The organism is Mesorhizobium sp. M1006 (assembly GCF_040318825.1).
Lineage (GTDB): Bacteria > Pseudomonadota > Alphaproteobacteria > Rhizobiales > Rhizobiaceae > Mesorhizobium.
In genome coordinates, this window is record NZ_JAMYMZ010000005.1 from 93,571 (window position 1) to 106,037 (window position 12,467).

At 59.6% G+C, this 12,467-nt stretch carries 10 protein-coding genes, 1 tRNA gene and 1 pseudogene; 6 read left to right on the forward strand and 6 right to left on the reverse strand.

Features of this window, described 5'->3' with window-relative positions:
- Positions 1 to 324: 324 nt before the first annotated feature.
- The gene (locus tag NKH60_RS06500) at positions 325 to 1,212 is read left to right on the forward strand and encodes an alpha/beta fold hydrolase (RefSeq protein ID WP_352871522.1); all 888 of its coding nucleotides are present in this window, start codon (positions 325 to 327) and stop codon (positions 1,210 to 1,212) included.
- Between the two features lie 312 nt (positions 1,213 to 1,524).
- On the opposite strand, the gene NKH60_RS06505 is transcribed toward NKH60_RS06500, so the two are convergent.
- The 4 genes from NKH60_RS06505 to NKH60_RS06520 all read right to left on the reverse strand — a co-directional run bounded on the left by NKH60_RS06505 (position 1,525) and on the right by NKH60_RS06520 (position 4,552).
- Positions 1,525 to 2,583 (reverse strand): tyrosine-type recombinase/integrase, encoded by a 1,059-nt coding sequence (locus NKH60_RS06505; RefSeq protein ID WP_502898578.1) that lies wholly within the window; start codon positions 2,581 to 2,583, stop codon positions 1,525 to 1,527.
- A 238-nt stretch (positions 2,584 to 2,821) separates the two neighbouring features.
- Positions 2,822 to 4,018: a porin gene (locus NKH60_RS06510; RefSeq protein ID WP_352833207.1), complete on the reverse strand. Its 1,197-nt coding sequence runs from the start codon at positions 4,016 to 4,018 to the stop codon at positions 2,822 to 2,824.
- A gap of 97 nt (positions 4,019 to 4,115) precedes the next feature.
- Positions 4,116 to 4,367 carry a GIY-YIG nuclease family protein gene (locus NKH60_RS06515; protein ID WP_352833205.1) on the reverse strand — a complete coding sequence of 84 codons (252 nt, stop codon included), beginning with the start codon at positions 4,365 to 4,367 and terminating at the stop codon, positions 4,116 to 4,118.
- Between the two features lie 94 nt (positions 4,368 to 4,461).
- A tRNA-Ser gene (locus NKH60_RS06520) sits at positions 4,462 to 4,552 on the reverse strand.
- A gap of 449 nt (positions 4,553 to 5,001) precedes the next feature.
- On the opposite strand from NKH60_RS06520, the gene NKH60_RS06525 reads away from it, so the two are divergent.
- Positions 5,002 to 6,153 carry a porin gene (locus tag NKH60_RS06525; RefSeq protein WP_352616846.1) on the forward strand — a complete coding sequence of 384 codons (1,152 nt, stop codon included), beginning with the start codon at positions 5,002 to 5,004 and terminating at the stop codon, positions 6,151 to 6,153.
- A 262-nt stretch (positions 6,154 to 6,415) separates the two neighbouring features.
- On the opposite strand, the gene NKH60_RS06530 is transcribed toward NKH60_RS06525, so the two are convergent.
- On the reverse strand, positions 6,416 to 8,068 hold the full coding sequence (locus NKH60_RS06530; RefSeq protein ID WP_352833202.1) for a tetratricopeptide repeat-containing sulfotransferase family protein: 1,653 nt from the start codon (positions 8,066 to 8,068) through the stop codon (positions 6,416 to 6,418).
- A 107-nt stretch (positions 8,069 to 8,175) separates the two neighbouring features.
- Here NKH60_RS06530 and NKH60_RS06535 point away from each other — a divergent pair.
- Positions 8,176 to 8,326 (forward strand): annotated as a pseudogene (locus NKH60_RS06535) (pyridoxal phosphate-dependent aminotransferase); the annotation flags it as partial.
- Between the two features lie 44 nt (positions 8,327 to 8,370).
- Here the strand turns inward: NKH60_RS06535 and NKH60_RS06540 are convergent.
- Complete coding sequence (locus NKH60_RS06540; protein WP_352566164.1) at positions 8,371 to 10,023, reverse strand: tetratricopeptide repeat-containing sulfotransferase family protein; 1,653 nt, start codon at positions 10,021 to 10,023, stop codon at positions 8,371 to 8,373.
- 119 nt (positions 10,024 to 10,142) lie between these two features.
- Here NKH60_RS06540 and NKH60_RS06545 point away from each other — a divergent pair, with 119 nt between their 5' ends.
- From NKH60_RS06545 to NKH60_RS06555, 3 genes are all read left to right on the forward strand, one after another.
- Positions 10,143 to 11,255 carry a pyridoxal phosphate-dependent aminotransferase gene (locus NKH60_RS06545; protein ID WP_352871526.1) on the forward strand — a complete coding sequence of 371 codons (1,113 nt, stop codon included), beginning with the start codon at positions 10,143 to 10,145 and terminating at the stop codon, positions 11,253 to 11,255.
- Between the two features lie 90 nt (positions 11,256 to 11,345).
- Complete coding sequence (locus NKH60_RS06550; protein WP_352871528.1) at positions 11,346 to 11,624, forward strand: acylphosphatase; 279 nt, start codon at positions 11,346 to 11,348, stop codon at positions 11,622 to 11,624.
- Positions 11,625 to 11,769: 145 nt separating this feature from the next.
- A complete protein-coding gene (locus NKH60_RS06555; RefSeq protein WP_352540763.1) occupies positions 11,770 to 12,432 on the forward strand; it encodes a TetR/AcrR family transcriptional regulator in 663 nt (220 codons plus the stop codon).
- The last annotated feature ends 35 nt before the right edge of the window (positions 12,433 to 12,467 follow it).

Sequence of the window (12,467 nt, forward strand, 5' to 3'; positions counted from 1 at the left end):
TTTGGCGCCGAAAGGCAGGCAATTTGCCGAGGTCAGTGCCAACGGAAGTCTCCCTCCCCCTTGTGGGGAGGGGTTAGGGGTGGGGGTCCATCGTAGAGCGAAAGCCTCGGCTTTCCACCTGCGATAGCCCTGCCCCACGAGGGGGAGATCAGCAGCTTCGGGGACAGTGCCTTTCTGCATCCTACGAAACCTGGCGAAAGCGACGATGGCAGCCAATCTTCCCGTTGAGGGACCTCCAACGCCGGCGCCTTCCCTATTTTGACCTTACCTGCCCCTCGCCTGTAGCAGTCGAAGCGATCCGGCGGTGAGAGGAACGGAGTCTACATGCCAATCGAGCAGGGTTTTTCCGATTTCTTCTACGCCGCGCCGGACGGGCTGTCCCTGCACGCCCGCATCTACGGCGAAGCGAATCCCGGCGGTTGGCCAGTCGTTTGTCTGACTGGCCTGACCCGCAATTGCCGTGATTTTCACGATTTGGCGCTTTATCTATCGACGCAGGCGAGGCGTAGGGTTGTCGCCTTCGATTATCGCGGGCGCGGGCAGTCCGCCTACGATGCCGATATCGGCCATTACAATGTCGGTATCGAAGCGGGCGATATTCTCGCCGGGCTGGCGGCGCTGAGCATCGAGGAGGCTGCCTTCATTGGGACGTCGCGCGGCGGACTGATCATCCATGTGCTCGGGGCGATGCGGCCGGCCGTGCTGAAGGCCATCGTCCTCAACGACATCGGCCCGGTGATCGAGGCGCAAGGTCTCGCCCATATCCGCTCCAATCTCGACCCCGCGCCCAGGCCAACGGCGTACGCGGAGGTGGTCCGCGGCCTGCGCGGCACCCATGGCGCGGATTTTTCGACGCTGACCGATGCGGATTGGGAGCGGATGGCATCAGCCCTCTACCGCGAGACCGAGGAGGGATTTCTGCCCGATTTCGATCCGAAACTGGTCGAGACGCTGGCGGGGCTCGATCCCAGCCGGCCGCTGCCAGATCTTTGGCCACAGTTCGACGCGCTGGCGGCCATCCCGATGCTCGTCATACGCGGCGCCAACTCGAAGCTGCTGTCCGCCGAAACGCTCGAGCAGATGCGGACGCGCCATACCGATATCGAGACGATCACTGCCGACGGCCAGGGGCATGCACCGTTTTTGGAGTCCGGGATCCTGCCGGGCAGGATCGCTGGTTTTTTCGATCGGGCGGAGCAGCGGGGTGGTTAGAAGTAAAGCTCGACCGAGCGAAGTAATTCACGCGCAGGTTTTGCGTCGGTCAAAGCATTCCGGCGGCCGTTGATAGTTCCGTTGGAATTAGCGGTGAAATAATTTTATCGATGTCGGCGCTGCCCCTCATCCGCCGGCCGGCACCTTCTCCCCGTATAGTGACGGGGAGAAGGGAGGTGTCTGCAACGCTGGGGATTAGCGAAATCTTTCGCAAGGGCGCCTTTCTCCCCGTCGCTATACGGGGAGAAATGCCCGGCAGGGCAATGAGGGGCAGCGCAACCCTGAGCGGGCTGATGTCTCACGTCAGATCCGTCAGGATTTGGCGCTTCTCTTTGCGGGCTTTGGGGCCTTGCTTGCGGCCGGCTCGCTTTTTGGCTCTCGCCTTGCCGGAGGTGGAGCAGACAAAGCGCTTGCGCCGCCACTGTCCGCGCCACTGCACCGCGGCGTCTCCAGCACAGTGACGCAGCCATCGAGGTCGTTGGTGGCCAGATGGGCGTAGCGCATGGTCATCGACAGCGTCTGGTGACCGAGCCACATCTGCACGCGCCTGATGTCGATGCCGCCCTGGACGAGACGCGAGGCGCAAGTATGGCGCAATATATGCGGCACGACCTGATCGTCGGCGCCAAGCCCGACTTCGGCCTTAGCATCGTTCCAGATGGCGCGAAACTGCGCCTGGCTGAGCTTGGTGAACGGGCCTTTGGGCCGGCGGCCCTCGGTGGCCGGCAGCTTGATCACCTCTTTTACCCGCTCGGTCATCGGAATGGTGCGGCTGCGGCCGGATTTGGTGATCCAGAAACTGACGCGGTGCTCCTGGATATCGTTCCAGATCAAACCCAGCGCTTCGCCGAGGCGGCAACCGGTGTCGACGAGAAAGACGGAAAGCCGATAAGCGTCCTCGCTGCGGCTCTTGATGGCAGCGAACAGCCGGGCCTCCTCGTCCCTTTCGAGGAAACGAATCCGTCCCGCCCGCTCCTTCTGGCGGCGGAACTCGGGCAGGCTGTGGATATCTCCCATCTTGTGAGCCTTGCGCAGCAGTTTGCTGAGGGCAGCCATCTTCCGGTTGATGGTTGCGTTGCTGTTGCCGCGCTGGCGCAAGGTGCCGATAAGATTGTCGAGGGTGCTTTGGTCAAAGGCGCTGAAACGCTCCCCAAGGAGGATCTCGTCTATTTCGCCGATGAAGGAGCTGACATTGTATTTATGCCGCCCGTCATCCCAAAGTATATCCCGGTATGCTGAAAAAAGTTCTCCGATCCTATGCGACTTTACTTCTCGTATCTTGTTGTAACTGTATTTTATCTTTGCAGTTTGAGAAGAAAACATCGAAAAATGATCAGAGGTTCCTCCCTCTTGAATCGCATCGTTCGTCATTATTCGCCACACCCCCGAGTGGATAGGCCTAGACCTACCTGCTTGGCGGTGCCCTTTCAAGAGTTTTAAGCGCTGCGGCCGATCTCATCCACCACTGGCGGATCCCAACGACATCGTTCCACAACCCTGTTCAGCTACCGAACCCCCTTTTCCTTCTGTTTGCTACCAGTCGCGAAAACACAAACAGCCCGGGCGTTAAAGCGCCCGGGCTGGATTTCACTTGCCTTAAGTCCAGCCCTTAGAACGAGCGCTGGAAGCGGAGGAAGCCGCCAACGGCGTTTTTCTTGTCCGCCGGGATGCCGGTCCAGTTGTATTCATAGCCAGGCAGCGAGTCGCTATCGATGTGGTGGCTGTTATGAGCCCAGTCCACTTCGGCCGTGATCGTCATGCCGGGAACGATATCGTAGGCGATATTGGCCGCGACGCCAGCTTCCTTGGCTTCGTCATACGACGCCTGCAGGTTGAACGAGGTCTTCTCGTTGATGGTGTAGGTGCCACCACCCCAGACTGCCCAGTTACCGCCCCACTGCTTGTAGAAGTTGCGCGGGAGATTGTCGTCAGAGCCGTAGCCGGCCATCAGGAACAGCGACAGGTTCTGCATCGGCGTCACGTCGAGGCGAACCTTGCCGGCCCATTCTTCCAGGCTGCTGTCATAGGCAACAACACCGCTGATGGAACCCCAGCCCTGCGTGTACTTCACGCCGCCAACGACATACGGAACATAGCTGTCGACCGAGTCGTGACCGAGAGTGATGGCAGTATTGGCGCTGTTAAGGATAAAGCCTTCACCGGTTTCCAACGACGCCACGGCCGAGAAGCCGTTGCCGGCATCGAAGTAGTACTGGACGACATTGGTGTCGAAGCCGCCGTAGGGAACGATCGTATCCTGGATGACGTTGCCGGCGTAGCCGGTGAACGTGTTGAAGGCTGTTTCGTCCTTACCGACGCGAAGACCACCGAGCTGGATCCAGGCGAAATTCAGCGAAACGCCTCTGCTACCAAACCTGGAAAAGTGCTCGTCGAACCCAGGCACGTCTTGATAACCGGTTCCCCAGTTGAAGCGGGTCTCGGTGTAGGTCTTCAAGGTGCCCATCTCGGTTTCCTGGCCGGTGTAGGTCCTCAACGTGAAGCGAGCCTGCTTGTAATAGCCGTCGTTGACGTTGTCTTCACCATCCAAGGCATCCGACAGGTCCTGGTACCTGGCGCCGTCGAACGAGCCAGCCTGGCCCACGGAGATGTCATAGCGGACATAGCCGCCGATGCGCAGGCAGATTTCGGTGCCGGGGATGTAGTAGTAGCCAGCGCCGTAGACGTCGCAGATCTTGACGTATTCAGCGGGTTCCGGCTCGGCGACGACGACGGCGTCGGCGGCGCGCGCACCGGAAACTGCGATCAGTGCCGCAGCGGAGCCGAGAAGAAGGCTCTTGATGTTCATTTTCTGACCTCCAGTCAGAATCGGGACGGAGGTCGGCGAAAAACAGCTCGTTGGGTTTGTTTTTATTTATATTTCAAGTAGATAGGTCCTAAGGCCGTCAGCGAGGCCCTGTCGGCCAAAAACGTTTACTCGCAAAGGCCTTGCCCGAACCGGTCTTGAAATATCGCTCGAGTTGCCGTGCGTTGGCCTCGGTTTCAACCCCGATGTAGGCCTTCAAAGTTACAGGCAGATAGGCCTTGGTCGAAGTCACATAGCCTGATCGATGCGATTCGAAACGGCGCCGAAGGTCGTTGGTCGACCCGACGTAGACATCGCCGTTACGAAGTTGCAGGAAATAGACGTACCACATGGTCCCCCTACGCTACTTCGTAGCTTCGGGCGACACCCTACGCCCAAAATGCGGGTCCGGGTGGCCTGCCACCCGAAGCCCGCAGGGCGTGGGGTGGCGGAGAGGATGGGATTCGAACCCACGAGAAGCTTTTGACCTCTACTCCCTTAGCAGGGGAGCGCCTTCGACCACTCGGCCACCTCTCCGTTGCGCCGGTGGATAAAGAAAAGCGCCGGCACAATCAACAAGCTGACGCTATTATCCTTGAAAAATCGACCCTTCGCCAAAGCGCCGCGCGGCGATGTGGCGATTCTACGGCAATTCCCTGGTTCGCGACTCGGGCCATGGTCACATTTCGGGCCGACCATCGCCGGAATCCGCGGTTTGCAACGGCTTGCGAAGGGCCGTTGGTTAACGGGAGCTTTCGGAGTGAGGCCAAATCGTGTCATTTGTGCAACAACGCCGGGGTATAGCGCCAACACAAACCTTTTGCCGGTACGATCGTGGTTGAACGCCGCCGTCTCATGGGTAATGTCGGGTTTGAAGGAGCGGCGCGGTGCGCATCTTTTTCGGTAGTGGGGATGGGGCAGGGAACGCTGTCCTTCAGCAAAGAATACCCAGACCCGTTTTTTAACTTTTGACTGGAGGTCAGAAAATGAATATCAAGAGCCTTCTTCTCGGCTCAGCCGCGGCATTCGTCGCGGTCTCCGGTGCGCGCGCCGCCGACGCTGTTGTGGTCGCCGAGCCGGAACCCGCCGAATACGTCAAGATTTGCGACGTCTACGGCGCCGGCTACTTCTACATCCCCGGCACCGAGACCTGCCTGCGCATCGGCGGCTACGTCCGCTATGACATCGGCATCGGTGACGTCGGCTCATTTGACGGTGCAAAGACTACCGATCAGCAGGACGGCGACTCGCAGGATACCTACTACAAGCACGCCCGCTTCACGCTCAAGACCTGGACCGGCCAGGAAACCGAGCTCGGCACCTTGAAGACCTACACCGAGACACGCTTCAACTGGGGTAACCACAACGATTACCTTGATGACAACTTCAATGGCGGTACGAGCGTTTCGCTGAACTTTGCCTGGGTCCAGCTTGGCGGTCTCCGCGTCGGTAAGGACGAATCGGCGTTCGATACCTTCATCGGCTACGCCGGCAACGTCATCCAGGATACGCTGGTCCCCTACGGCGGCTTCGACACCAACGTCGTCCAGTATTACTTCGATGCCGGAAACGGCTTCTCGGCCGTGGCTTCGTTGGAAACCGGTTCGGGCAGTGCCGCCGCTGATCCTGGCATTTTCCAAGACAGCAACAGCGGCAATGATTCCATCGACAGCTATGTCCCGTATGTTGTCGGCGGTATCAAATACACGCAGGGCTGGGGCTCGATCACCGGTGTCGCCGCCTATGACAGCACCTGGGAAGAGTGGGCCGGTAAGGTTCGCGTCGACGTTACGCCGATACAGAACCTGACACTGTTCATCATGGCCGGCTACGGCTCTGACGACAACATCGACCGCAACTTCTACAAGCAGTGGGGCGGCAACTGGGCAGTCTGGGGTGGTGGCACCTACACCATCAACGAGAAGACCTCGTTCAATCTCCAGGCCTCGGCTGACGATGACAAAAACTACGGCGTCGCTGCGAACATTGCCTACGATATCGTTCCCGGTCTCACGATCACTGCCGAAGTCGATTGGGCCCGCGACGGTCAGTTTGACAAAGCCTACGATCGCAACTGGACCAATGCCGACGACAAGGACAGCGTCGGCGGCATGCTCCGCTTCCAGCGCTCATTCTAACAGTCCGAGCTAGATTGAGATTGAACCCGGCGGGCAACCGCCGGGTTTTTCGTATCGGCGCGACGCAGCTGTCAACTCTCGACGCATAATGCAGGCTGCTGCTGAGCAGCCGATCGCAGGGCTGGTCGAATGCAATGCTCGCTCCGCACGCTTGTTCGTGCAAAAGAAAAACTTGGGCCGATCTGAAGAGCTGGCCTACCGGATCAATGTATCTCGACAGCAAGTCACGATCGACCTCGGCCGATCGGGCGCATCTACTTGTTCAAATCTCAGCCAGATCGCCCAAGGCGTCAATCAGCGGCTGAATTGCGCTCTCATATTTTTTCCAGCGCTTGACCGATGATGTATAGATCGGCTGCCGGACCTGCCAGCGGCTGGGGGTATTGACCGACCTGTCCTTCTCGAAAAAGCGCAGGCAGGAATCGTCCCAAGGCAATCCAAGATGATCGATGAGACGACGCGACTGTGTCTCCTGATCCGCAACCAACGTCTCGTAGCGGCTTTCGAATATACGTCCGGGAAAGACCTCATTCCAATGCCGCATCAAGCGATCATATTCGCGGTAGTATAGGCCGAGTGTCTCAAGGTCGGCGTTGTAGCCGTGGTCCTTGGTGAAATGTAGGACGAAGCAGGACACGCAATTGTCGATGGCATCGCGGCGGCAATGAATGATGCGCGCGTTGGGAAAGAGAATTCCGATCACGCCGATAAACTCGAAATTGTGCGGCATCTTGTCGACGATGCGGAGTGCGCCGGGCGCGTGCTGGCGCAGATAGGACAGGTATTCTTCGGCCAGCGCCCTCGACTGATCCCTCGTCATCGACATGATCGAATTGCGCAGGTCTTTATCCGACAGTGTTCTAAAGCCCATCGAGTTCGCGATTCGCCGCAGCTTCGTAAGCTCCCCGGCGCCATGGACATCCGGATGGCTCGCGCAGATCTGCTCGGTCAGCGTCGTCCCCGACCGGGGCATGCCCAGCACAAACACAGGCACTTCGGACGGACTGCCGTGGCCAGCCTTGGCTTCCAATAATGACGGGCTGAATATCTCGATCATGGAATCGACACTTCGGCGGTAGTGCTCCAGGTCGAAATCGTGACCAGCGGCCTTTTTCGCCTTCTTGAAGTGATCCATCGCCTCTTCATAGCGCTCAAGATCGTTCAGCACTTTGCCTGCGGCGTGATGGAGCTGCGATGCAGCAACCGGTTCGAGCCTGGGATTGGACAATTCGCGCAGGATAGAATCGAGCTCGGCAGGTTTTTCGGTGAACTTTTGCGTGTCGACCAGGTAATTGTAGGCTGCCCCAACATCGACGCGACGTTCTATTGCCTGATCGAGATAGGCTCTGGCTTCGTCCATGCGGCCGAGGCCGGTGAGCGCACCAGCCAGACCAATCCGGACCATGGGATGGTCGCCGTTGATCTTTAGCGCCTTCTCGTAAAGGGGCAAAGCCATCTCGGCCCTGTCGAAGTTGACGTAGGCACGCGCCAGTCCGCAAAGCGCTTCCACCAGATCGGGCTTCAATTCGCAGGCGCGCTGCAGGTGCCTGATCGCAAGCAAGCTGTCGCCAAGTTTCAGACCGGCCTCTCCCAGGCTAAGGTGGAAATATGGATTTTGAGGCGTCTGGCTTACTGCCCGCGCAAAATATTTGAGAGCCAACTCATCGTCGACACCGAGGCCCAACGTGCCGAGTATATAGAGCGAAAGCGGGTGGTTGGGCGTGCGGGCGAGAACGCGATGGCATAATTCTTCCGCCTCCGGGAGCCGCTTGGCTTGCTGAAGTTCGAGCGCCTGTCGCAGCAGCATGTCGTCAGCTTGCGCGCGCGACGGCGGTTTCACTTTCGGCGGTTCCACTTTCGGCGCCGAACGGGACTTTACATGCTTGGACCACGCGGGCGGCAGTCGGTTGTTCATCATGTCTCGCTAGCAAAATGATCCGGGAGAATCCAGCCTGACGTTTCCGCCTGCCGCGGAACTTGCGCGAGGCGAGCCGGCAGGCTAGCGAGGGCCCTCCCCTCGGCGTCGGCGCCGACAATGTTGTCGTCGGCGAAGGCATAGACGGGCTGCTCAGCCTGGTGGCGCGCATGTATGGCGCCCGGCGACGCGGTGGTGACCTCGCTCGGCGCCAACCCAACCTTCAATTTTCATATTGCCGGCGTCGGCGGCATGCTTCGCTTACATTGCTCGTTCTAACGGGCCTTGTCGCACCTACTTGTTCAAAGTTCGGCCAGGTCGCCCAAGGCGTCAATCAGCGGCTGGATCTTGCTCTCATAATTTTTCCATTGCTTGATGGACGAGTTGTAGATGGGCTGCCGAACCTGCCAGCGACTGGCCGTGTTGACCGAACCGTCATTCTCGAAGAAGCGCAGGCAGGCATCGTCCCAGGGCAATCCAAGATGATCGATCAGACGGCGCGATTGTGCCTCCTGATCCGCAACCAGCGTCTCGTAGCGACTTTCGAAGATGCGTCCCGGAAAAACCTTGTCCCAATGTCGCATCAGGCGATCATATTCACGATAATACAGCCCGAGCGTTTGCAGGTCGGTGATGTAGCTGTGTCCCTTGGAGAAATTCAGGAAAAAGCATGAGAGGCAATTGTCGATGGCGTCGCGGCGACAGTGAATAATCCGCGCGTTGGGGAAAAGAAGGCCTATGAGGCCTATCAGTTCGAAATTCTGGGGCATTTTGTCGACTATGCGAAGTGCGGTCGGCGCACGCTCACGAAGGTAGGACAGGTGCCCCTCGGTCAGCATCTTGGCTAGGTCGGGGGTGATCGGCACGATCGATTGGGCCAAGCCCTGTGCCGAAAGCCTCGTAAGGCCGATAGCATTTGCGGTTCGTCTTAGCTTGCTGAGTTCTCCTGCGCCGTGAACATCCGGGTGGCTCGCGCAAATCTGCTCGGTCAGGGTGGTCCCCGAGCGGGGCATGCCCAGTACAAACACGGGCACTTCCGATGGGCTTCCATAACCCGCCTTGGCAGCCAACATATCCGGGTTGAAGAACTCGATCGTGGAGTCGACCCAGCGGCGATAGGCTTCCAGATCGAACTTATAGCCGGCGACCTGTTTGGCTTTCTTGAAATGATCTATCGCGTCGTCGTAGCGCTTAAGGTCGTTCAGCACCTTGCCGGCAGCGTGATGAAGTGTCATCGCACTGTCCGGGTCAAGCTTTGGGTTGCCAAGCTCGCGCAAGATGGACTTAAGTTCCGCCGGCTCTTCAGTGAATTTGCGCGTGCGCACAAGCTCATTATAGGCGGCTGGCATGGCTATGCGACGTTCGATCGCCTCTTTCAGATAGATTTCGGCTTCGTCCATGCGGCCGAGACCGATGAGGGCGCTGGCCAATCCCGCCCGAACGCGGGGATGATCGCGGTTGATCTTGAGCGCTCTCTCGTAAAGCGGCAGAGCTATGTCAGCCTTGTCGAATTCGACGTAAGCGCGTCCCAACGCGCAAAGCGCTTCCAGCAAATCCGGCTTCAACTTCAAGGCCTGCTGGATATGCGTGATTGCGGGCGAATATTCGCTGACCTTCAGATAGGTTTCACCCAGACTAAGGTGGTAATAGGGGTTTCGAGGCTCCTCGCCGACGGCTAACGCCAAATATCGCAATGCAATTTCATCGTCGAGCCCGATGAATAGCGTGCCCATGATATACAATGCCAAGGGATGGTTGGGCGTGCGCTCCAACACGCGACGGCACAGTTCCTTAGCCTCGGCCAACCGCTTGGCCTGCTGAAAGTCATATGCCTGTTTCAGCAGCATGTCGTCGGCCTGCGCCCGCGACAATGGTTTGGCTTTCGGCGGTTCCACTTTCGGCGCCGAGCGCGACTTTATATGTTTGGACCAGGCGGGCGGCAGTCGGTTGCTCATCATGTCTCGCTAGCAAAATGATCCGGGAGAATCCAGCCTGACGTTCCCGCCTGCCGCGGAACTTGCGCAGGCCAAGCCGGCAGGCTAGCAAGAAGGCCCCCTTTCGAACGAGCCCTATCATGCGCCTGCGCCCTCCCCTTACGCCGCTCATCGACGCGCTTCCCTCCACGGTGCCGTTTGTCGGCCCGGAGGCGCAGGAGCGTGATCGCGGCCGCGCCTTTCGCGCCCGCATCGGCGCCAATGAGAGCAGTTTTGGCCCTTCCCCGCGCGTCATTGCCCGCATGGCTGAGATTGCCGGCGACATGTGGATGTATTGCGACCCCGATAATCACGATTTGAAGGTAGCTGCCGCCGGGCATCTCGGCGTCGGCGCCGAAAACGTCGTCATCGGCGAAGGCATAGACGGGCTGCTCAGCCTGGTGGCGCGCATGTATGTGGCGCCCGGCGACGCGGTGGTGACCTCGCGCGGCGCCTATCCGACCTTCAACTTTCATGTTGCCGGCGTCGGCGGCCGGCTGGTCGCAGTGCCCTACGAGAACGATCGGGAAAACCTCGACGGCCTGCTGGCGGCAGTGGCCAGGGAAAAGGCGCCACTGGTCTACCTGTCCAATCCGGACAATCCGATGGGCAGTTGGTGGGAAGCCGCCGAGCTCAGCCGCTTCATCGAAGCCTTGCCGGAGACCACGATGCTGGTACTCGACGAAGCCTATGGCGAATTAGGGCCAGCCTCAGCGCTGCCGCCGATCGATATGGCGCGGCCGAACGTCATCCGCATGCGCACATTCTCCAAGGCCTATGGGCTGGCCGGCATACGCTGCGGCTATGCGGTGGCCGAGGCCCAGGTGATTCGGGACTTCGAGAAGATCCGCAACCACTATGGCGTCAGCCGCATGGCGCAGATCGCCGGTGTCGAGGCGCTTGCCGATCAGGCCTGGCTGGAGAGCGTGGTGGCGCGGGTCGCCGCCGGCCGTCGACGCATTGCCGCAACAGCCGAAGCGAACGGGCTGAAGCCGCTGGCTTCGGCGACCAATTTCGTCACCATCGACTGCGGCCGCGACGGCGCTTTCGCACTGAAAGTGCTGCAGGCGCTGTTGTCACGCGACGTCTTCATCCGCAAGCCGATGGTGCCGGTTCTCGACCGCTGCATCCGGGTCAGTGTCGGCCTCGACCACGAGCTCGACATCTTTGCCGAGGAACTGCCTGGCGCGCTGGCGGCAGCGCGAGGGAATTGAAGAGCCTTCGCCCTATGTGGCTGACCGGCGGCAACGCGGTTGAATTTGCACGGCGATGCGCCAGACTCGCCTCAGAGGATGGAGAGCGTGATGACCGACCGGACTGTGCAGGTACGCATTTACGGCAAGGTGCAAGGCGTCAGCTACCGGGTCTGGGCGCGGCGCGAGGCGTCGGCGCTTGGCCTTGGCGGGTGGGTGCGCAACGAAGTTGACGGCTCGGTGACAGCCTTGATTGCAGGGACCGATGCGGCGGTCTTGGCAATGATCGAACGGCTTCGGCAAGGGCCCCCAGGGGCAGCGGTTTCGAAGGTCGATGTCGAGGAGATCGAGGCTCGCGACATGTCGGCCGATTTCAGGATTGTTGCCTAGCAAGGCATGGTCCTGCTCATTCGCTTCCATCGCACAAAGTTCTCGAGGGTGCAGATAGAGCAAATCTGAAGCCATTGCCCTGCCCGGACGCGCCTCTTGAATTAATTGAACGTTTGTTTTATTTTCCGCGAAAAGGCGGCTTGTCATGGCGCGTACGACCGGTTCCGACGGAGAGAAGACCGAAGCTGCGGTCCGCGAGGCGGCAGTCAGCCTGATTGCGCGTCTCGGCTACGAGGCGATGTCGATGCGCCAGCTGGCGGCCGAGGTCGGCGTCCAGGCAGCGGCGCTGTACCGCTACTTCCCGACCAAGCAGGACCTTCTGTTCATGCTGATGCGTGAGCATATGGAAGGCTTGATCGAGGCGTGGCGCGCAACACGCCCTGTCGGCGCTGATCCGGCAGCGCGGCTTGCCGCTTATGTCGAAAACCACATCGCTTTCCATATCGAACGCCGCCACTCCACCCATGTCTCGAACATGGAGCTGCGCAGCCTGTCGCATGAAAAACTCACGCAGATCCTGCGCATGCGCACGGCCTACGAGAAGGAGCTGCGCGCCATCCTGCGCGACGGCGTCGAAGCGGGGTTATTCAGCATCGAAGACACCGGGCTCACCGCCATGGCGCTGATCCAGATGATGACCGGCGTCATTGTCTGGTTCCGGCCGGGCGAGCGGCTGTCGATCGCCGAAGTCACCGCTACATATCTGGCAATGACAATGCGCCTTGTTGGAGCAAAGAGCGATGGCGCGTCAACGAGCTACGACGCCGCGCCTCTATTCGGGCGCGCAAAGGACGCTCTAGCAACTTGATTTCGCGCATGATCCCGATTTCGGGATCGTGCGCC